Source organism: Dechloromonas sp. ZS-1, assembly GCF_039649255.1.
Lineage (GTDB): Bacteria > Pseudomonadota > Gammaproteobacteria > Burkholderiales > Rhodocyclaceae > Azonexus.
This window is the reverse complement of record NZ_JBDIYD010000016.1, coordinates 45,375-64,781: the sequence shown is the minus strand read 5'-3', so window position 1 is coordinate 64,781 and position 19,407 is coordinate 45,375. Positions and strand designations below refer to the sequence as shown.

General features: G+C 62.1%; 20 protein-coding genes and 1 tRNA gene. 13 read left to right on the top strand and 8 right to left on the bottom strand.

Translation table 11 applies throughout. From position 1 onward, the window contains the following. Positions 1-190: 190 nt before the first annotated feature. The 6 genes from erpA to AACO21_RS15060 form a co-directional block, all read right to left on the bottom strand. A complete protein-coding gene (gene erpA / locus AACO21_RS15085; protein ID WP_346193350.1) occupies positions 191-541 on the bottom strand; it encodes an iron-sulfur cluster insertion protein ErpA in 351 nt (116 codons plus the stop codon). A gap of 62 nt (positions 542-603) precedes the next feature. Beyond that, the gene (locus AACO21_RS15080) at positions 604-993 is read right to left on the bottom strand and encodes a polymer-forming cytoskeletal protein (RefSeq protein WP_346193349.1); all 390 of its coding nucleotides are present in this window, start codon (positions 991-993) and stop codon (positions 604-606) included. Positions 994-1,002: 9 nt separating this feature from the next. After that, complete coding sequence (locus AACO21_RS15075; RefSeq protein WP_346193348.1) at positions 1,003-1,725, bottom strand: DUF6776 family protein; 723 nt, start codon at positions 1,723-1,725, stop codon at positions 1,003-1,005. A gap of 72 nt (positions 1,726-1,797) precedes the next feature. Further along, positions 1,798-2,190, bottom strand: a complete 393-nt coding sequence (gene rpsI / locus AACO21_RS15070; protein ID WP_346193347.1) for a 30S ribosomal protein S9 — start codon at positions 2,188-2,190, stop codon at positions 1,798-1,800. Positions 2,191-2,199: 9 nt separating this feature from the next. After that, complete coding sequence (gene rplM / locus AACO21_RS15065) at positions 2,200-2,628, bottom strand: 50S ribosomal protein L13 (RefSeq protein ID WP_346193346.1); 429 nt, start codon at positions 2,626-2,628, stop codon at positions 2,200-2,202. 160 nt (positions 2,629-2,788) lie between these two features. Continuing rightward, a tRNA-Met gene (locus tag AACO21_RS15060) sits at positions 2,789-2,865 on the bottom strand. Positions 2,866-2,994: 129 nt separating this feature from the next. Here AACO21_RS15060 and miaB point away from each other — a divergent pair. The 7 genes from miaB to AACO21_RS15025 all read left to right on the top strand — a co-directional run bounded on the left by miaB (position 2,995) and on the right by AACO21_RS15025 (position 10,980). Next, positions 2,995-4,332, top strand: a complete 1,338-nt coding sequence (gene miaB, locus AACO21_RS15055) for a tRNA (N6-isopentenyl adenosine(37)-C2)-methylthiotransferase MiaB (RefSeq protein WP_346193345.1) — start codon at positions 2,995-2,997, stop codon at positions 4,330-4,332. Further along, positions 4,313-5,299 carry a PhoH family protein gene (locus AACO21_RS15050; RefSeq protein WP_346193344.1) on the top strand — a complete coding sequence of 329 codons (987 nt, stop codon included), beginning with the start codon at positions 4,313-4,315 and terminating at the stop codon, positions 5,297-5,299. The genes miaB and AACO21_RS15050 overlap by 20 nt, the downstream gene beginning before the upstream one ends. Then, the gene (gene ybeY, locus AACO21_RS15045; protein ID WP_346193343.1) at positions 5,274-5,732 is read left to right on the top strand and encodes an rRNA maturation RNase YbeY; all 459 of its coding nucleotides are present in this window, start codon (positions 5,274-5,276) and stop codon (positions 5,730-5,732) included. Before AACO21_RS15050 ends, ybeY begins: the two co-directional genes overlap by 26 nt. An 8-nt stretch (positions 5,733-5,740) precedes the next feature. Beyond that, on the top strand, positions 5,741-6,592 hold the full coding sequence (locus AACO21_RS15040; protein ID WP_346193342.1) for a transporter associated domain-containing protein: 852 nt from the start codon (positions 5,741-5,743) through the stop codon (positions 6,590-6,592). Next, complete coding sequence (gene lnt, locus AACO21_RS15035; protein WP_346193341.1) at positions 6,570-8,042, top strand: apolipoprotein N-acyltransferase; 1,473 nt, start codon at positions 6,570-6,572, stop codon at positions 8,040-8,042. The genes AACO21_RS15040 and lnt overlap by 23 nt, the downstream gene beginning before the upstream one ends. Positions 8,043-8,127: 85 nt before the next feature. Next, the gene (locus AACO21_RS15030) at positions 8,128-8,910 is read left to right on the top strand and encodes a PhnD/SsuA/transferrin family substrate-binding protein (RefSeq protein WP_346193340.1); all 783 of its coding nucleotides are present in this window, start codon (positions 8,128-8,130) and stop codon (positions 8,908-8,910) included. Between the two features lie 9 nt (positions 8,911-8,919). Continuing rightward, complete coding sequence (locus tag AACO21_RS15025) at positions 8,920-10,980, top strand: ATP-binding protein (protein ID WP_346193339.1); 2,061 nt, start codon at positions 8,920-8,922, stop codon at positions 10,978-10,980. Between the two features lie 5 nt (positions 10,981-10,985). On the opposite strand, the gene msrA is transcribed toward AACO21_RS15025, so the two are convergent. Further along, positions 10,986-11,528 carry a peptide-methionine (S)-S-oxide reductase MsrA gene (gene msrA / locus AACO21_RS15020; protein ID WP_346193338.1) on the bottom strand — a complete coding sequence of 181 codons (543 nt, stop codon included), beginning with the start codon at positions 11,526-11,528 and terminating at the stop codon, positions 10,986-10,988. Between the two features lie 112 nt (positions 11,529-11,640). Here msrA and glyQ point away from each other — a divergent pair, with 112 nt between their 5' ends. Genes glyQ through gloA form a run of 6 tightly spaced genes read left to right on the top strand, consistent with a single transcriptional unit; the run spans position 11,641 to position 17,143 of the window. Next, positions 11,641-12,597, top strand: coding sequence for a glycine--tRNA ligase subunit alpha (gene glyQ, locus AACO21_RS15015; RefSeq protein WP_346193337.1), 957 nt, complete (start codon positions 11,641-11,643; stop codon positions 12,595-12,597). 1 nt (position 12,598) lies between these two features. Continuing rightward, on the top strand, positions 12,599-14,725 hold the full coding sequence (glyS, locus tag AACO21_RS15010) for a glycine--tRNA ligase subunit beta (protein WP_346193336.1): 2,127 nt from the start codon (positions 12,599-12,601) through the stop codon (positions 14,723-14,725). 15 nt (positions 14,726-14,740) lie between these two features. Beyond that, positions 14,741-15,292: a D-glycero-beta-D-manno-heptose 1,7-bisphosphate 7-phosphatase gene (gene gmhB, locus AACO21_RS15005; protein ID WP_346193335.1), complete on the top strand. Its 552-nt coding sequence runs from the start codon at positions 14,741-14,743 to the stop codon at positions 15,290-15,292. Continuing rightward, the gene (locus AACO21_RS15000) at positions 15,289-16,044 is read left to right on the top strand and encodes a lysophospholipid acyltransferase family protein (protein ID WP_346193334.1); all 756 of its coding nucleotides are present in this window, start codon (positions 15,289-15,291) and stop codon (positions 16,042-16,044) included. The genes gmhB and AACO21_RS15000 overlap by 4 nt, the downstream gene beginning before the upstream one ends. Further along, on the top strand, positions 16,025-16,744 hold the full coding sequence (locus AACO21_RS14995) for a SprT family zinc-dependent metalloprotease (RefSeq protein WP_346193333.1): 720 nt from the start codon (positions 16,025-16,027) through the stop codon (positions 16,742-16,744). The genes AACO21_RS15000 and AACO21_RS14995 overlap by 20 nt, the downstream gene beginning before the upstream one ends. Before the next feature lie 15 nt (positions 16,745-16,759). Further along, entirely contained in the window at positions 16,760-17,143 is a 384-nt protein-coding gene (gene gloA, locus AACO21_RS14990; protein WP_346193332.1) for a lactoylglutathione lyase, read from the top strand. Positions 17,144-17,183: 40 nt separating this feature from the next. Here gloA and AACO21_RS14985 read toward each other — a convergent pair whose 3' ends face one another. Continuing rightward, positions 17,184-19,325 carry a TonB-dependent receptor gene (locus tag AACO21_RS14985; protein ID WP_346193331.1) on the bottom strand — a complete coding sequence of 714 codons (2,142 nt, stop codon included), beginning with the start codon at positions 19,323-19,325 and terminating at the stop codon, positions 17,184-17,186. Positions 19,326-19,407 lie beyond the last annotated feature (82 nt).

Here is a 19,407-nt window from a genome sequence, read left to right as displayed (position 1 = left end):
CTTCGCTTCCGCCGGGATCGCCCTGCTGCAACGAAGAGGGGCGCATTATATAGACCCAAAACAAACTGTCAACACCCATTAAAGAATTTCTCATGGGCGCCAAAAGAAAAAGCCCCACTCCATAGAGCGGGGCTTTTCTATCTCTATATATAGACGCCGCCGTCAGCCCCGGCAGCCAAGAGCGACACGCTCAAGCAGAGAAGGAAGAACCACAGCCACAGGTCGACGTTGCGTTCGGATTGCGGATCACAAACTGCGAACCCTCCAGGCCTTCAGTGTAGTCAATCTCGGCACCCGCCAGATATTGATAGCTCATCGGATCAATCAGCAGGGTGACACCATTCTTTTCCATCGCGGTGTCGTCTTCAGCCACTTCCTCATCAAAGGTGAAGCCGTACTGAAAACCGGAGCAACCGCCACCCGTGACAAAAACGCGCAACTTCAGCGCCGGATTACCTTCTTCTTCAATCAGTTCACGAACCTTGTTTGCGGCGCTGTCAGTAAAGAGCAGCGGTACGGACACTTCAGTTACTGCATTCATGGGGAAACTCCTCTAAAAAACGAGCAAGATTATGCGAGCGGCTGCAAGAGCGGTCAATTGACTTAGGCGGGCTTTTCCGCCGTTTGTTCCGAAAGATGCAGCAAACGCCCCTCAATCACCGCCCCCTGATGCATCTCGATCACCGCATAGGAGACATCGCCAATGATCTTCGCCTTCCCCTGCATTTCCAGCAAGCCGGAAACATGGACGGGCCCCACAACGACACCATTGATCACCAAATGACCCACAGCAACACCGCCTTCGATACGCGCATGTTCACTCAGGACCAGCGTCGACGCCCCCGAGTCCGGCGCAGCCTTCACATCTCCTTTTACCTCGCCGTCGACACGCAAGCCTCCCGAAAAAATGATATTGCCTTCGATCCGCGCCCCCGCGCCCAGCAGGCTATCAATCCGCCCCACGCCCATTGATTCGTTTTTCTTACCAAACACGATCACCCCTCACAATTCCAGCACCCGCTGCAATTTAATCTGACCGGATTGCCAAAAGGTTAACTCGGCACGACGTACTCGCGCCCCCTCCGGCAACGCCACATCTCCTTCTTGATGGAAGAAATGGCGGATTTCAACTTTCGCCGCAAGCGACTCAGGCGCAGCATCGGGCACGACCAGATATGCAAGACGCCCCTTAGATTCATACTCTACACGCAAACGCCAAGCCCCCCGCCAATCGGGGCGCTGACGATCCGCCTGATAAACAGCAAAAAGGCGATATCGCAAGCGCCCTCCTTCCGCCGCCGCACGAAACATCGGGACGACAAGCTCACCCACCACACCCGGGGCCGCCATCAAGCGCTCGAACAGCAGCACATCCTCACGCAGTCCGTGATTCTCACGCTCCAACTGCAAAATGCGGGTCTGCAAGGCGTCGACCGCCGCCCGATCCATCAGATCCAGACTTCGATCGACACTGACTTTGGCACGCAGCGCATCCATCTCCGCCGCCTGGCGGGACACCGTCGCCTGCAAAGCCACGACATCCGCCCCCACCCCAAACTGCCGCCAGGAACTGTAGGCCACCCAGAGAAGCAACAGCAGCATGAATGCAGAGGCAGCCAGTTGCCAGCGCTGAGGCACCCCGGGGCGCACCACGACGCTGGGCGCACTGATGCCAAACCGACGACGGAGTTGATTGAATTTAAAGGAGAGACGAGCGCGGCGCATCCACGCATGATAGCGGGCGGCCAGAAAACAAAAAAGCCGCCCAGCGGGCGGCTTTTTCTGTGGAAGCGAAAATTAACGCTTCGAGAACTGCTTGCGGCGACGGGCCTTGTGGAAACCGACCTTCTTACGCTCGACTTCACGGGCATCGCGGGTAACGAAGCCAGCCTTGGACAGGGAGGGCTTCAGCGCAGCATCGTACTGAATCAGGGCGCGGGTGATACCGTGACGAACGGCACCAGCTTGACCGGACTCGCCACCACCGGTGACGTTGACCTTGATGTCGAAACCGTTCAGTTGCTCAACCAGCGCGAGCGGCTGACGGACGATCATGCGACCAGTTTCACGGGAGAAGAATTCGTCGACCGGCTTGCCGTTCACAACGATCGAGCCAGAGCCACGCTTCATGAAAACACGAGCAACGGCGCTCTTGCGACGACCGGTACCGTAGAAGTAACTTTCAGCCATGATAACCCCTTAGATTTCCAGAGCCTTCGGCTGCTGGGCGGTGTGCGGATGCTGTTCGCCGGCGTAGCACTTCAGCTTCTTCAGCATGGCGTAGCCCAGCGGACCCTTCGGCAGCATGCCCTTGACGGCCTTTTCCAGGGCACGACCCGGGAAGCGTTGCTGCATCTTCTTGAAGTTGGTTTCGTAGATACCGCCCGGGTAGCCGGAGTGGCGGAAGTACTTCTTATCTTCAGCCTTGTTACCGGTCACGGTCAGCTTTTCGACGTTGGTCACGATGACGAAATCACCGGTATCGACGTGCGGGGTGTAGATGGCCTTGTGCTTGCCACGCAGGCGGCGGGCAATTTCGGTGGCGAGGCGGCCGAGCACCTTGTCTGTGGCGTCTACCACAAACCACTCGCGCTTCACCTCATGTGGCTTGGCGGAAAACGTTTTCATGTGTGTGCCGTCCTGAAAAAATTGGGCGCAGATTTGAGAAAGCCGTCGATTCTATTCGAAGCTATTCGCACAAGTCAACCCAACGGGACCGACATCCATGCCCTTATCCGACTAGAATCGAAAAGGCCAACCCGCAGGATTGGCCTTCTCTCGGTATAACTGGTGGTGATGGGCAGAATCGAACTGCCGACCTATGGGTTATGAATCCATCGCTCTAACCGTCTGAGCTACATCACCACGCTTAGAGGGCGCGCATTATAAGATGCATTTTTTAAATCGGTCAACACTTTTTAGCTCAGTTATAATGCCGACCTTTCCCGAGACGGGCCGCAACTGCGCTGCCCCCATGATTCTAAAGAAGATTTTATGACCAAGAAGCTCTTCATCCGCACTTTCGGGTGCCAGATGAACGAGTACGATTCGGACAAGATGGCCGACGTGCTCAATGCCGCAGAAGGCATCGTCAAGACCGACAACCCCGAGGAAGCCGACATCATCCTGTTCAATACCTGCTCGGTCCGCGAGAAGGCACAGGAAAAAGTTTTCCATGATCTGGGCCGCGTCAAACACCTTAAACAACAGAACCCCAATCTGGTCATTGGCGTTGGTGGCTGCGTTGCCAGCCAGGAAGGCGACGCGATTGTCGCCCGTGCACCTTATGTCGATATTGTCTTCGGCCCGCAGACCCTGCACCGCCTGCCGCAACTGATTGCCGAGCGGAAAGAAAAGGGCAAGGCTGCGGTCGACGTTTCCTTCCCGGAAATCGAGAAGTTCGACGCCATGCCGCCGGCCGAGATCAAGGGCGCGGCCGCCTTTGTCTCCATCATGGAAGGCTGCTCCAAATTCTGCACCTTCTGTATTGTTCCCTACACCCGCGGCGGCGAAGTCTCCCGCCCCTTCACTGATGTCCTGACCGAAGTGGCCGATCTGGCCACCCACGGCGTCAAGGAAGTCACGCTGCTCGGACAGAACGTGAATGCCTACCGGGGCGACATGGAAGGCACGGATGAAAAGGCCGACCTGGCACTGCTCATCGAGTACATCGCAGAAGTCCCGGGCATCGAGCGCATCCGCTACACCACCTCGCATCCGCGCGAGATGAGCCAGCGCCTGATCGACACCTACGCCAAGGTGCCGAAGCTGGTCTCCCATCTCCACCTGCCGGTCCAGGCTGGCTCGGACCGCGTGCTGGCTGCCATGAAGCGCGGCTACACCGCCCTCGAATACAAATCGATCATCCGCAAGCTGCGCGCCGCGCGTCCGGACATCTCGCTCTCCTCCGACTTTATTGTCGGCTTCCCGGGCGAAACGGATGAGGACTTCGAAAAAACCATGAAGCTGATCGACGACGTGCAGTTCGACGCCTCCTTCTCCTTTATCTATAGCCCCCGCCCCGGCACGCCAGCCCTGGAGCTCGACGACAACACGCCGGCCGAGGTCAAGTCGGCACGCCTGAGCCGTCTGCAAAAGCGGATTGACGAATTCGCCCAGGCCGTCAGCCAGTCGATGGTTGGCACGGTGCAACGCGTGCTGGTGGAAGGCACCTCGAAGAAGGATGCCAAGGAACTTGCCGGCCGTACCGACAACAACCGGATTGTGAACTTTGCCGGCAATCCCCGACTGATCCACACCTTTGTCGATGTCCGCATCACCGAGGCGCTGCCGCACAGCCTGCGAGGCGAAATTGTCATCCGCGAAGCCTAAGCCCGCCCCCAAGCAGAAGCCGGTCGAATTCGCGCTGGCGCCGGTCGACAACGCGCAGCTGGCCAATTTGTGCGGCCCGCTGGATGAGAATATCCGCCAGATCGAAACCGGCTTCGACGTCACCATCCGGCGGCGCAACGAACGCTTTTCCATTTTGGGCGAAAAAGCAGCGTTGACCGCCGACGCCCTCCGCCACTTCTATGCCATGGCCCGCAACGAGCTGACGGTCGATGCGATCCAGCTCGGCCTGATCGAGCTGCTGAACGCGCCCGTTCGCCGTATCGGCAGCCCGCACGGTGTCGATGGCCCGCAACTGATCACGCGCAAGACGGAGTTGCATGGCCGCACGCCGCGCCAGGTCGAATACCTGAAGCACATTCAGGAACACGACATCACCTTCGGGATTGGCCCAGCCGGTACCGGCAAGACCTATCTGGCCGTGGCCTCGGCCGTCGATGCGTTCGAGCGTGACATGGTCCAGCGCATCATCCTGACCCGCCCGGCAGTCGAGGCCGGCGAGCGCCTCGGCTTTCTGCCGGGTGATCTGACCCAGAAGATCGATCCCTATCTGCGCCCGCTCTACGATGCGCTTTACGATCTGATGGGTGCCGACCGCGTCGCCAAGCTCTACGAAAAGCGCGCCATCGAGATCGCGCCACTCGCTTTCATGCGCGGCCGCACGCTGAATCACGCCTTCATCATTCTCGATGAAGCGCAGAACACCACGCCGGAGCAGATGAAGATGTTCCTGACCCGCATCGGCATCGGCGCCAAGGCGGTGGTCACCGGCGACATCACGCAGATCGACCTGCCCAAGGGCCAGAAGAGCGGCCTCAAGGAAGCCATCGAGGTCCTCTCCGACGTGCGCGGCCTCGCCTTCACCCAATTCAAAAAGGAAGATGTGGTGCGCCATCCGCTGGTCGCCCGCATCGTTGACGCCTATGAAAAACGCCTCCAGACGCCTTAACCTCTCCGTGCAATATGCCTGTAACCGCGAAGGCTTACCCTTGCGGGCGGACTTCGTGCGCTGGGCGCGTGCGGCACTCGAGGGCGGCGGCAACATCACGATCCGCCTGGTCGATGCCGAAGAAGGCCAGGAACTCAACCGTGACTATCGCGGCAAGGACTACGCGACCAATGTGCTGTCCTTCCCGTACGACACGGAGCCGCTTGTCATGGGCGATCTCGTCATCTGCCCGAGCGTCGTCGCCCGTGAAGCGGCGGAGCAGAACAAGCCGCTGGACGCGCATTACGCGCACCTGACGGTGCATGGTATGCTGCATTTGCAAGGCTGGGACCACGAAGAGGATGACGAGGCCCAAGCCATGGAAGACACAGAAAGGGAGATTCTCGCTGCGCTGGGCTACCCCGACCCCTATGCGGACGACCGCGCGGCTTAAAACACATCATGGACAGTTCCCCTAGTAAACCCGGTTTTCTAGAACGCCTTTCCACCCTGCTGTTGCGCGAGCCCGAAGATCGCGAGCAGCTGCTTCAGATTCTCCACACCGCCTACGCGCGCAATCTGATGGACGCCGATGCGCTGACCATCATCGAAGGGGCGCTGGCCGCCTCCGAGACGCGCGTCACGGATGTCATGATCCCGCGTGCGCAAATGGACGTCATCGACGTCGATGATCCGCTCGCCGAGATCATTCCGACCGTCATCGAAGCCGCACACTCCCGCTTCCCGGTCATCAACGGCGACCGCGACAACGTCCTCGGCATCCTGCTCGCCAAGGACTTGCTGCGCGTGCATACCGAAACCGACTTCGACCTGCGCGACTGGCTGCGCCCGGTTGTCTTCATTCCCGAATCCAAGCGTCTCAATGTGCTGCTGCGCGAATTCCGCGTCTCGCGCAATCACATGGCCATCGTCGTCAACGAATACGGCGGCGTCGCCGGTCTGGTGACCATTGAAGATGTCCTGGAGCAGATCGTCGGCGACATCGAGGACGAATACGACTTCGACGAAGCCCACGACAACATCCGGCTCGACACCTCCGGGCGCTACCGGGTCAAGGCGCGCACCGAAATCGTCGATTTCAATGCCGCCTTCGGCACCGAGTTCTCCGATGAGGACTGCGATACGGTGGGCGGTCTGGTCTTACGCCACCTCGGCCGCGTACCCAAGCGCAACGAAGTGATCGACATCGAGGGCCTGCGCTTCCAGGTCCTGCGCGCCGACAGCCGCCGCCTGTACACCCTGCTCATCAATCCCCCCTCCCCACAGACCGGTGCGGACGCTGCGACTGCCTGACCATCCGGCGCTGCGTTACGCATTGAGCGGCCTGCTGGGTGCGCTGGGCGTCGCCTGTTTTGCACCGCTCGAGGCCTTCTGGCTGGCCCCGCTGATCTGGGGCGGCCTGTACGTGCTGCTCCGCCAGGCCCCCAACGTGCGCCAGGCGACCCTGCTGGCTTACTGTTTCGGCCTTGCCTTCTTTCTGGGCGGCGTTTCCTGGATCTTCGTCAGCCTCTCGGTATTCGGCGGCATGCCCGCCTGGCTGGCCGGCACAGCCACCCTGCTATTCTGTGCCGCAATGGCCCTCTACCCGGCCCTGGCAGGCGCCCTGTTCCGGCGTTTTGCCCCGCAAGACGGCTGGCGCAGCGCGCTGGCCTTCGCGCTACTGATCGCGACGGTCGACTGGCTGCGCGGCTGGTTTTTGACGGGTTTTCCGTGGTTGACCGTCGGCTACAGCCAAACACCGCCCAGCCCGCTGGCCGGCTTCGCCCCCGTGCTCGGTGTGCATGGTCTGAGTTTTCTGGTCGTGCTGTGCGGCACCCTGTTGTTCGCCTCCCGTCGTGGCTGGCTGATCGTCCTGATCCTCTGCTGCCTGAGCCAGGGCCTGCGCCAGATCGAATGGACCGCGCCCGACGGCGAACCGATCAGCGTGGCGCTGATTCAAGGCAATATCCCTCAGGAAATGAAATTCCGCCCCGAGGCTTTCTTTGCCTCGCTCGATCTGTACCAGCAGTTGATGAGCCAGCATCCGGCGCAACTCACCCTGCTTCCGGAAACCGCCTTCCCGATCTTCATCGACCAGATGCCGCCGGATTACCTGGCAGCTTTCGCCCAACTGGCACGCCGCCAGCACGGGGACCTCATTGTCGGCACCCTGACCGGCGACCCCGAGCGCTATTTCAACAGCGCCATCAGCCTCGGCAGCGCCCCCAGCCAGCGTTACAGCAAACACCATCTGGTCCCGTTCGGCGAATTCATCCCGCCCGGTTTCGCCTGGTTCATGGCCCAGGCCAATATTCCGGCCTCCTCCTTCTCACGCGGGCCAGCCCGGCAAGCGCCCTTGCAGGTCGCTGGCCGCTCGGTCGCGGTCGACATCTGCTACGAGGATGTTTTCGGCGATGAAATCATTCGCCCGCTACCGGCCGCCGGCATCCTCGCCAATCTTTCCAACACCGCCTGGTTCGGCGATTCGCTGGCCCAACCGCAGCACCTCCAGATTGCCCGCCTGCGCGCCCTCGAAACCGGCCGCCCCATGCTGCGCGCCACCAATACGGGCATGACCGCGATCATTCGCCACAATGGCGAAATCGACGCCCGCCTGCCGGCCTTCAAGACCGGCGTGCTCAGCGGCCAGGTTCAGGCTCGTCAAGGCAGCACGCCCTATGGGCGCTGGGGCGATGGCGCCTTCCTGGCCTTGCTCGGCGCGGGGATCGGCCTGCTCTACCGTCGGCGCGACAGCAAAATATAAAAAGCAGGAAAAACGCCAGCCAACCGTTGCAGCGAGCCGCTATTGTCATTATCGTACTCAGTGGGAATGCATTGACGAAAGCACCATGATCCGCACACTCTGCCGCCTCGCCCTGGCCCTGACCGTCGGCCTCGCCCACACCGCCTTTGCAGCGGATACGCCCACTTACCGCTTTTCGCCGGTCAACCAGTGGGACATCCAGAATACCGCCGCTTACTGGAATCCGATCATCAAATATGTGAGCAACGCCAGTGGCGTCAAACTGGAGTTGAAAATCGGCCGCACCTCGGCGGACACCACCTCCTACGTCCTCGCCAAAGAGGTCGAATTCGTTTTCTCGAACCATCTCTTCAGCCCGGAGCGCGAACAACTGGGCTGGAAGGTTTTTGGCCGCCGCTGGACCCCGCCCATCCACGGGCAGATTGCCGGCCCGGAGGCCTTCATCGGCTACAAAGTCCCTTACGCCTACCTGCTGGGCAAGGACATCAAGGTCAAGCCGGTTTTTGCCGGCAACCAGAATGCCGCCTTTGCCCAGCTCTTTGCCGGCAAAGCCAAGGCGGTCGGCAGCAATTCCGCACTCGTGGATGGCTACGCCTCGCGTGAAAACCGCAAGTTCAAGGTGCTCTGGACCTCCGAGGGCTTCCACGACCTCGCGCTGATGGCGTCCAGCAAAGTCCCCGAGAAAGATGTGAAAGCCGTCGCTTCGGCCTTCATCAACATGCACCGCAACCCGGAAGGCCGCGCCATCCTGACCCGCGCCTCGGCAGAAGTCGGCCTGGACCCTCAAGCCTATTTCCTGCCGGCCAGCATGGATGACTACGCGGCCTATCGCCGTTTCTATAAATCGGCCCCCGCCTCGTTGCGCTGATCGACCTTCGTGCGCTGGCTTCCCCACTCCCTCAGCAGTCGCATTTATGCACTGTATTCACTGACGCTGGTGCTCTTCGTCGGCGGCGGCCTGCTGCTCTTCTTCAGCGCCGAATATCACAAGGTCGTCGAAGAAACCCAGCAAGCCTCTTCCGTCCTCCTCGAGGTCGCTGCGCAGTCTGTCTCCGACAGTGCGGTGATTGGTGACTACGACACCATTCATCGCACGCTCGACAACGTCACCCTGCGTTCCGCCTTTGACCAAGCCCGGTTCATCGATCTCAAGGAAGGCTCGGTTGAAAGCCATAACCTGAATGCCGGACACGTCAATCAAGCGCCGGAATGGCTGGTACAGCGCCTGGCTGACGAACTGCCCGACATCAATCGCCCGATTGCCGCCGGCGGTGTCGACTACGGCATCCTGCGCCTGAGTTTTGCTGTTGAAAATATCGCCAGCGCACTCTGGGAACAGATCATCATCGCCCTGGCGCTCGCCTGCACCAGCCTCTTCGGCGGCCTGCTGCTCATCCGCCTGCCGCTCAAGCGCTGGCTCGGGGCCTTGGAAAACGTCCAGCATCTGGAACACAGCGCTAAAGCCGCCGCCGAATCAGACACATTTGCGCTTCATCTCGACAGTCTGCCCAGCGAATTCCGGCCCGCCTTCGAACTCCTGCAACGCACCACCCACAGCCTGCAGTCCGAGCTCGAAAGCCGCGAAGCCGCACTCACCGCCCTGCGCCATGTGGTCACCACCTTGCTGCCAGCCAGCGAAATCGCTCACGACGAAAGCGGCGCCCAGGACTTGAACCAATTGAGTCTGGTGGTCAGCCGCCTGGTCGCCGAACGCGAATCGGGCCGCATCGAACTCGAACAGGCCAAGGAAGCAGCGGAGGCAGCCAACCGCGCCAAGAGCGAGTTCCTGGCCAACATGAGCCACGAGATTCGCACCCCGATGAACGGCATCATCGGCATGACCGAACTGGTGCTGGACACCGAACTGGACGACGAGCAACGCAACTTCCTCGGCCTCGTCAAATCATCCGCCGACAATTTGCTCACTATCCTGAACGACATCCTGGACTTCTCAAAAATCGAAGCCGGCATGCTCGCCATCGAGCAGATTCCCTTCGAACTGCGTCCCTGCATTGGCGAAGTCAGCGGCCCGATCGGCATTCGTGCCACCGAAAAACGCCTCGCGCTCAAGGTCGATATTGCGGCAGACTGCCCGACCCACATCGTGGCCGACCCGGTTCGCCTGCGGCAGATCCTGCTCAATTTGCTCGGTAACGCGCTGAAATTTACCGAACAGGGAGAAATCCGCCTCAGTGTGAGTCGCCGCCCCGCCCGCAACGGGGGCGAAGAACTGCATTTTGCCGTGCGCGATACCGGTATTGGCATTTCCCGCGAACAACTCAGTCACATCTTCGAAGCCTTCGCCCAGGCCGATGCGTCGATCACCCGCAAATTCGGCGGAACCGGCCTTGGCCTGAGCATCACCCGTCAGCTCATCCGTCTGCTCGGCGGCCGCCTCTGGGTCGACAGCGAACTCGGCCAAGGCAGCTGCTTCCACTTTTCGCTGCCCTTACGCCAGCCTGCCGAAGTCATCGAGGCTGCGCCGACGCTGCAGAGCGGCCAAGTTGCCAGCACTCAAACGCCGATGGCCACCGCCCGCATCCTGCTGGTCGAGGACAACCCGGTCAACCAGAAGGTCGCGCTCACCCTGCTCAAGCGCCGCGGCTACTGGACCGATGTGGCCGACAACGGGGAAAAGGCCCTCGCCTTCAGCGGCGCCGAACATTACGACCTGATCCTGATGGACATGCAGATGCCGGTCATGGATGGCATCGAAGCCACCCGCCGCATCCGCCAGCGCGAAACCGCCAACCAGCTGGCCCACACGCCGATCCTGGCGATGACGGCCAATGCCATGCAAGGCGACCGCGAACGCTGCCTCGAGGCCGGCATGGACGACTATCTGACCAAGCCGATCAACGCGGCGCAGCTTTTCGAGAAACTCGACGGCTGGCTAAAAACACCCGCGTCCGACGGTCGACCGTCGGAAACGGCCTGAAACCCTCAGTCCGGCTTGATCCGACTCGGAAAGAGTTCGCGCAGCTTGGCCGCCTTGGGCGCCACGACGGCCATGCAGTAACCCTGGTACGGATTTTTGCGGAAATACTGGTGGTGATACGCCTCCGCCGCATAAAAGGGGCTGGCCGCCACAATCTCCGTGACCACCGGATCCGGCCAGATCCCGGCCGCATTGAACCGTTGCACCATCGCCTGCGCGGCATCGCGCTGGGCCGGCGTGTGCCAGAAGATGGCCGAGCGGTATTGCGTGCCCACATCATTCCCCTGGCGATTCAGGGTCGTCGGGTCATGCAAGGCAAAAAAAGCCGAGAGCAGGGTTTCAAACTCGATCCGGGCCGGATCAAACTCGATCTGTATCACCTCGGCATGGCCGGTTCCGCCGGTACACACCGCCTCGTAGGTCGGATTGGGCAAAGGCCCGCCCATGTAGCCGGGACACACTGAGAGCACGCCTTCCAGTTGCTCGAAGGCCGCCTCCAGACACCAGAAGCAGCCGCCGGCCAGGGTCGCTTTTTCAACTGCCATCATTCATTTCCTCCTTAAGCATTTGATCCGACAGCACTGCGCTGCCTTCGTTCCGCGCAAGCCGGGGCAAAAGCAAGTAAAATCGAGCGTTTCGAATCCAGATCGAGTGCGTCCGATGAGCACCAGCAACACCGCCACGAAGAAACCGACTTTCCAGGAAATCATCCTGCGCCTGCAACAATACTGGAGCGACCAGGGCTGCGCCCTGCTCCAGCCGTACGACATGGAAGTCGGCGCCGGCACCAGCCACACCGCCACCTTCCTGCGCGCCATCGGCCCGGAGCCGTGGAAAGCCGCCTACGTCCAGCCCTCGCGCCGCCCGAAGGACGGCCGCTACGGCGAGAACCCGAACCGCATGCAGCACTACTACCAGTACCAGGTGGTGCTGAAGCCGGCGCCGGACAACATCCTCGAACTCTACCTCGGCTCGCTCGAAGCCCTCGGTTTCGACCTCAAGAAGAACGACGTCCGTTTCGTCGAGGACGACTGGGAGAACCCGACGCTGGGCGCCTGGGGCCTGGGCTGGGAAGTCTGGATGAACGGCATGGAAGTCACCCAGTTCACCTACTTCCAGCAGGTGGGCGGGATCGACTGCAAGCCGATCACCGGCGAAATCACCTACGGTCTGGAACGTCTGGCCATGTACCTGCAGGGCGTCGAGAACGTCTATGACCTCGTATGGACCGAGGGCCTGACCTACGGCGACGTCTATCACCAGAACGAGGTCGAGCAGTCGACCTACAACTTCGAGCATTCCGATGCCGACTTCCTGTTCACCGCCTTCGGCGCGCACGAAAAGCAGGCCCAGCATCTGATGGATGCCCAGTTGGCCCTACCGGCGTACGAGCAGGTGCTCAAGGCCGCGCACACCTTCAACCTGCTGGATGCCCGTGGCGCCATCTCGGTGACCGAGCGTGCCGCCTACATCGGCCGCATCCGCAACCTGGCCCGCGCCGTGGCCCAGGCCTATCTCGATTCCCGCGCCCGCCTCGGCTTCCCGATGGCGCCGAAGGAATGGGCCGCCGATGTGCTGGCCAAGCTCGAAGAACAGAACGCCAAGAAAGCTGCCTGATATGTCGTCGAAAAATCTCCTCGTTGAACTCTTCGTTGAAGAACTGCCGCCCAAGGCGCTGAAGAAGCTGGGCGATGCCTTTGCCAGCGCGCTGGTGACCTCGCTGAAAAATGCCGGTCTGGCCCCGTCGACCGCCGCCGTCACCGCCTATGCCTCACCGCGCCGTCTGGCTGCGCACATCACCGATGTCCTGGCCGTCGCCGCCGACAAGCCGGTCGTGCAGAAGCTGATGCCGGTGGCCGTCGGTCTGGACGCCGATGGCAACGCCACCCCGGCCCTGCTCAAGAAGCTGGCCGCCCTGGGAGCCGACGCGTCTGCCGTGACCAGCCTGCGCCGCGAGAACGACGGCAAGGCCGACATCCTCTTCTACGACAGCCTGGCCAAGGGTGCCACGCTGGCCGAAGGGCTGCAGAAGGCCATCGAAGCAGCGCTGGCCGCGCTGCCCATTCCCAAGGTCATGACCTACCAGCTGCAGGATGGCTGGAGCAGCGTCAATTTTGTCCGCCCTGCCCACAGCCTGATCGCCCTGCATGGCGACAGCGTCGTGCCGGTCGCCGTGCTCGGCCTGAATGCCGGCAACACGACGCAAGGCCATCGTTTTGAAGCCGCTGTGTCGCCGGTCGTCATCGCCAATGCCGATGCCTATGCCGAGACGATGCGCCGCGACGGTGCCGTGATCGCCGCCTTTGCCGAGCGCAAGGCGGAAATTGCCCGCCAGCTGGCCGCCGCCGCAGCCAAGGCCGGCGCGAATCTGAAGCCGATCGAAGACGACGCCCTGCTCGACGAAGTGACCGCTCTGGTCGAGCGCCCGAACGTGCTGATCGGTCAGTTTGAAGCCGAATTCCTCGCCGTGCCGCAGGAATGTCTGATCCTGACCATGAAGGCCAACCAGAAATACTTCCCGCTGCTCGACGGCAGTGTGGAAAATTCGGGCAAGCTGACCAACCAGTTCCTGGTCGTCAGCAACATCAGCCCGGCCGATCCGAGCGCCATCGTGCAGGGCAACGAGCGCGTCGTGCGCCCGCGCCTGGCCGACGCCAAGTTCTTCTTCGATCAGGATCGCAAGAAGTCGCTCGAGTCCCGCATCATCGGCCTCTCCAAAGTGGTCTATCACAACAAGCTGGGCACGCAGGGCGAACGCGTCCAGCGCGTGGCCGCCATTGCCCGCGCCATTGCCGACCAGCTGGGCGGCGGTGCGCTGGCTGCTCACGCCGAACAGGCTGCCGTGCTGGCCAAGGCCGACCTGCTCACCGACATGGTCGGCGAGTTCCCGGAACTGCAGGGCATCATGGGCCGTTACTACGCCCAGCACGACGGCCTCGATGCCGACGTCGCCGATGCCATCGAAGATCATTACAAGCCGCGCTTCGCCGGCGACAGCCTGCCGCGCAACCGCGTCGGCACCGTCGTCGCGCTGGCCGACAAGCTGGAAACCCTGGTCGGCATGTTCGGCATCGGCCAGATTCCGACCGGCGACAAGGACCCCTTCGCCCTGCGCCGTCACGCGCTGGGCGTGATCCGCATGCTGGCAGAAAACGATCTGGATTTGCCGCTCGTCGGGCTGTTGACCGTCGCCGGTCGTGCCTTCTCGACGGTCGATGGCTTCAAGCCGGCCGAATCCGCACTGGCCGACTTCATCTATGACCGCCTCGCCGGCAGCCTGCGCGATGAAGGCTATACCGCGCAGGAAGTCGATGCCGTGGTCAGCCAGCGTCCGCAACGCCTGGGCGACATTCCGAAGCGCCTCGCTGCCGTGCGCGCCTTCTCGGCCCTGCCGGAAGCCGCTGCCCTGGCCGCCGCCAACAAGCGTGTCGGCAACATCCTGAAGAAGGTCGAAAACCCGGTGGAAGCCGTGGTCGATGCCGCCCTCCTCAAGGAAGCCGCCGAAGTCGCCCTGCATGCCGCGCTGGTCGATGTGGTGCCGCAGGCTGATGCCGCCTTTGCCACCGGCGACTACACCGAGTCGCTCTCGGCGCTGGCTGCCCTGCGCGCCCCGGTCGATGCTTTCTTCGATGGCGTCATGGTCAATGCCGACGATCCGGCGCTCAAGGCCAACCGCCTGGGCCTGCTCGCCAAGCTGCACACCGCCATGAACAAGGTGGCCGATCTGTCCAAGCTCTCCGCTTAACCGGGAACCCTCGCCATGCCCACCAAGCTTGTCATCCTGGACCGCGACGGCGTGATCAATTTCGATTCCGCCCAGTTCATCAAGAGCCCGGCCGAATGGAAGCCGATCCCCGGCAGCCTGGAAGCCATTGCCCGCCTCAATCAGGCAGGCTACCGGGTGGTCGTGGCGACCAACCAGTCCGGCATCGGCCGCAACCTGTTCGACATGGACACCCTGAATGCCATCCATGAAAAGATGCACAAGGCCCTGTTCAATGTCGGCGGTCGCGTCGATGCCATTTTCTATTGCCCGCACACGGCCGATGCCAAGTGTGACTGCCGCAAGCCCAAGCCCGGCATGTTCAAGCGCATTTCCGACACCCTGAATATCGACCTGAACGGCGTGCCGACCGTCGGCGACTCTCTGCGAGATTTGCAAGCCGGCGCTGCCGCCGGCTGCCAGCCGATGCTGGTGCTCACCGGCAAAGGCGAAAAAACCAAGGCCGAAGGCAACCTGCCGGAAGGCACGCGTGAATTCCCCGACCTCGCGGCGGCCGTCGATGCCATCCTCGCCGGGGGCAAGGCATGAATCTGATCCGTTCGACGCTGTTCATGGCCTATGCCCTGATCTGGTCCATCCTCAGCGCCCCGCTCGTCATCATCGCCGGCCCGCTGCTCGGCGGCGCCTGGGCCTACCGTTTCGGGCGTCTGTGGCGCCTGGGCACGCAATGGGGCGTCGAGCATCTGCTCGGCATCCGTCCCAAGGTGATCGGCCTGGAAAACATGCCGAAGGAAGCCTGCGTCATTCTCGCCAAGCACCAATCGGCCTGGGAAACGATGACCCTGCAGGACTGCGTGCCGGATGGCGCCTACTGCGTCTTCGTGCTGAAGAAGGAATTGCTCAAGGTGCCGTTCGTCGGCTGGGGCCTGGCCGCCATGAAGATGATTTCGATCGACCGCAAGGCTGGCAAGGAAGCGCTGGACCAAGTGGTGACCCAGGGGCGTGAGCGCCTGCAGCAAGGTTTCTACGTCATCATCTTCCCGGAAGGCACGCGTGTCGCCCCCGGGCAGACCAAGCGTTACAAGGCAGGCGGCGCCTATCTCGCCACGCACGTCGGCTGCAAGGTCGTGCCGATCGCGCACGATGCCGGCGAACTCTGGCCGCGTCAGGCCTTCATCAAGAAGCCGGGCACCGTCACCATCAGCATCGGCCCGGCCTTCGACGCCACCGGTCTCAGCGAGGCCGAGGTCAATCAGCGCGCCGAAGCCTGGATCGAAGCCGAGATGCGCCGTATTTCCCCGCACCGCTACCCGAATCCGGATGCCATCCAGGCTGCCTGAAGCCCAGCACCAGATTCAGCTCGGCCCCCGGACGATTACCTACAGCCTGCGGCGCTCCAGCCGCCGCAGCATCGGCCTTGCCATCGACCAGCGCGGCCTGCGCGTCGGCGCCCCGGTGCGGGCCCGCCTCAGCGACATTGAAACCCTGATCCGGCAGCACGCCGACTGGGTGCTCGACAAACTCACCCATTGGGCAAACCGCCCCCAGCCCGCCACGACACCCTTGCATAACGGTGCGCTCATCCCGGTCTTCGGCCTGCCCACCCCGCTGCACCTGACGCAGGGCAAGCGTGCCAGCGGCCGGCTTGAAGGTGGCCAGCTGCATCTCACGACGAGTCCGACGGTCGACGCGCCTCAAGCCCTGGAATCCGTCCTCAAGGCCCATGCGCGGCAGGTGCTGCACGGCCTGCTGGCAGAACATGCCGCACGCCTCGGCGTGCCGACGCCGCCGCTCCGGCTGTCATCGGCCCGCACGCGCTGGGGCAGCTGCAACAGCCGGGGCCACATCGCACTTAACTGGCGACTGGTCTTTTTACCGTTGCCGACTGCCGTCTACGTGGTCTGCCATGAGCTCGCCCACCTGAAGGAAATGAACCACAGCCCGCGTTTCTGGTCTGTGGTGGCAGCACTCTGCCCCGACTGGCAAGCCCAGCGCCTCGCGCTGCGCCAGCTCGGCGGTCAACTCCCAATTTACGCTTAAAACCAAGGAAACAGCATGCGTATTCTGCACACCATGATCCGCGTCGGCGATCTCGATCGCGCCATCGCTTTTTACACCGAAATCCTCGGCATGCACCTGATGCGTCGCCAGGATTACCCGGAAGGCCGCTTCACGCTGGCCTTCGTCGGCTACGGCAACGAGGATACCGACGCCGTGCTCGAACTCACCCACAACTGGGATACGCCGTCTTACGACCTGGGTAACGGCTACGGCCATATCGCCCTCGCCGTGCCGGATGCGGCCAAGGCCTGCGCCGACATCAAGGCGCGCGGCGGAAAGGTGGTCCGCGAAGCCGGTCCGATGAAGCACGGCAGCACCATCATTGCCTTCGTCGAAGACCCGGATGGCTACAAGATCGAACTGATCCAGCGCGCCTGAGCGCACGGAAGACAGCGGCCTTCGGGCCGCTGCAAGGCACTCAGAAGTCCAGCCGTACCCCGACCCACTGGCGCCGCTCGACGATCCGCGCCGCCAGCACTGAATCGACACTACTCGGAACTGCTCCCTTGTATTCAATTTGCGAGCCATCCAGGGACTGCACGGTGTAGGACAGTTCGCCACGCAGGCCATCCCAACGGAAGGGATAGGCCAGGCGCGCATCCTGGCGCCGGTAGCCGGGCACCGCCGTGTTTTGCGACCAGCGGTGATGGCCAACCCAGTAACCCGCCAGCGACAATTCCATCCCCAGCGGCAATTTCTGCATCCAGAACAATGAGGTGCTGTGGGTGGGCGAAGATTCATTGGTCAGCAGACGCAGCGACTCTTTGTACGCGACCCCGGGCAGGAAATCCGCCGTGATTTTGACAAAGGCCTGGCTCAGCATCAGCCGCGTTCCCTCCAGCGGCTGCCAGCGCCACTGGTACTCCAGACCGCTGATCTGCACGGCCTGAATGGGCGTCGTGTAATCGGCCTTGACCCCGGTACATACCGGCACGGCACCGATGCCGAGCACGTTGCAGTAACCATCGGCCAGGGTCCGCTCGATCGGCGTCATGAAACGATTGGGAATCTTCTCAATGAAGGCCCGTACATCCATCGACATCCGCCAGGATTTCAATTCGCCGAGATAGCCGATTTCGTAGGTATCCAGACGCTCGACCCCCAGCGATCCGTCACCGAGAAAACGGCGGCGATAGACGCTGCCCGCCTCGACCGGCGTGCCCGATACCGTGGCATACGGCAGATGGCGGCGATCGCCCACGTAATCGACAATGCTGGCCGCCCGGTAAGCCCGCGCATAGCCGAGGCGCAGGGTATTTTGCTCATCCAGGTGGAAGTTGGCACTGGCCCGGTTGGAGAGATGCGTCCCGGCGAAACTGTCCCGCTCGACCGCCAACCCCAGGTTGCCGGTAAACCATTGCCGGGGTCGCCATTCCAGGTTGCCGAACAGACGGCTGGTCTCCCGCGTCACGTCGCCCAAGCCGTACAGGTAATCCGGCGAACTCAGGCTGCTGTAGCGCCAGCTGCCCCCCCAGGCCAGACGCGTGTCCCGCACGGGAGAAAAGACATGCTGCGCCTCCAGCTCGTGCGTCACACTGTGTCCGCCATAGGCATCGACAGTCTGATAATAGGGCCCACCGGTAAACGGGCTGCTCTTGGTTTCCTGGTGCGCATCATTGGCCCAGTCGTCCGTCACGGCATAGCGCAAGCGGAACTCTGCATCCGCCCCCATGGCCCGTCGCCACTGCACTTGCAGGTGAGTACTTGCTTGCTGGTAGTCACGCAGCGGATCATCCGCCTTGCCGGTGGACAGCACCGTCGTACCGCTGCGATCCAGACGCCCGGAAAGATTGCTCGCTTCGACACGGCCCAGGCTGAACTCGATCAGGTCCTCGCTGCTGACCTGCACATCGGCACGCAGCGAGAGCAGGCGGGAGCGGTTGTAGTCGCGCCAGTCATAACGGTCGGTCAAGCCGCGATCATCGCGCTGCTCGTAGGTCAGGCGAAAATGGCCCACCTCACCCAAGGCGCCCCCACCGCGCACGCTGTAATCCTGCACGCCTTGATTGCCCTGATTGGTAGAGACCGAGACGCCGCGCACCATGGCCGGATCCACCGTGATGATGTTGATCACCCCGAGAAAGGCATTCCCGCCATAGGAAACGTTGTTGCTGCCCCGAACCACTTCGATGCGTTCGATATCGGCAATGCTGACCGGGATCAGCGACCAATTCACCCCGTTGCGAAACAGCGGGGAATACATGGAACGCCCATCGACCAGCACCTGCACCCGCGGCGAATAATCCTCGTCGCTCATCCCGTGGTAGGCCACACGAGATGAGTCGGTATTGGCGGGATAGGTCATGAAACCCGGCACCAGCCGGAAGACATCGTTCAGATCCCGTGCGCCGGAAGCCCGGATCAGCTCCCGGTCCAGCACCGTGACCGAGGTCGGCGCCTGGTCGAGGCGTTGCGGCAGACGACTGACGGTAGCCACCACCGGCAGATCGGTGAAATACAGATCTGCCCCCTCGTCAGCACTCGCCGCGTACGCCATGGGAACAGCGGCACCGAGCAGCGTGCAGCCAACGAGAAACGGCAAAGACGGAATGCTGCGCATGGCTCACCAGGACAAAGCAAACGAGAAAGTTGCCCACGCCGGCATCCAATGCCCACATGCACGAACGGGGTCGAGAACAGCC

What these genes read in the sequence shown, in the direction of transcription:
- erpA (WP_346193350.1), bottom strand. Translation starts at nt 541, where the DNA reads ATGAATGCAGTAACTGAAGTGTCCGTACCGCTGCTCTTTACTGACAGC.
- AACO21_RS15075 (WP_346193348.1), bottom strand. Translation starts at nt 1,725, where the DNA reads ATGCGCCGCGCTCGTCTCTCCTTTAAATTCAATCAACTCCGTCGTCGG.
- rpsI (WP_346193347.1), bottom strand. Translation starts at nt 2,190, where the DNA reads ATGGCTGAAAGTTACTTCTACGGTACCGGTCGTCGCAAGAGCGCCGTT.
- rplM (WP_346193346.1), bottom strand. Translation starts at nt 2,628, where the DNA reads ATGAAAACGTTTTCCGCCAAGCCACATGAGGTGAAGCGCGAGTGGTTT.
- miaB (WP_346193345.1), top strand. Translation starts at nt 2,995, where the DNA reads ATGACCAAGAAGCTCTTCATCCGCACTTTCGGGTGCCAGATGAACGAG.
- ybeY (WP_346193343.1), top strand. Translation starts at nt 5,274, where the DNA reads ATGAAAAACGCCTCCAGACGCCTTAACCTCTCCGTGCAATATGCCTGT.
- AACO21_RS15040 (WP_346193342.1), top strand. Translation starts at nt 5,741, where the DNA reads ATGGACAGTTCCCCTAGTAAACCCGGTTTTCTAGAACGCCTTTCCACC.
- AACO21_RS15030 (WP_346193340.1), top strand. Translation starts at nt 8,128, where the DNA reads ATGATCCGCACACTCTGCCGCCTCGCCCTGGCCCTGACCGTCGGCCTC.
- msrA (WP_346193338.1), bottom strand. Translation starts at nt 11,528, where the DNA reads ATGATGGCAGTTGAAAAAGCGACCCTGGCCGGCGGCTGCTTCTGGTGT.
- glyQ (WP_346193337.1), top strand. Translation starts at nt 11,641, where the DNA reads ATGAGCACCAGCAACACCGCCACGAAGAAACCGACTTTCCAGGAAATC.
- glyS (WP_346193336.1), top strand. Translation starts at nt 12,599, where the DNA reads ATGTCGTCGAAAAATCTCCTCGTTGAACTCTTCGTTGAAGAACTGCCG.
- gmhB (WP_346193335.1), top strand. Translation starts at nt 14,741, where the DNA reads ATGCCCACCAAGCTTGTCATCCTGGACCGCGACGGCGTGATCAATTTC.
- AACO21_RS15000 (WP_346193334.1), top strand. Translation starts at nt 15,289, where the DNA reads ATGAATCTGATCCGTTCGACGCTGTTCATGGCCTATGCCCTGATCTGG.
- AACO21_RS14995 (WP_346193333.1), top strand. Translation starts at nt 16,025, where the DNA reads ATGCCATCCAGGCTGCCTGAAGCCCAGCACCAGATTCAGCTCGGCCCC.
- gloA (WP_346193332.1), top strand. Translation starts at nt 16,760, where the DNA reads ATGCGTATTCTGCACACCATGATCCGCGTCGGCGATCTCGATCGCGCC.
- AACO21_RS14985 (WP_346193331.1), bottom strand. Translation starts at nt 19,325, where the DNA reads ATGCGCAGCATTCCGTCTTTGCCGTTTCTCGTTGGCTGCACGCTGCTC.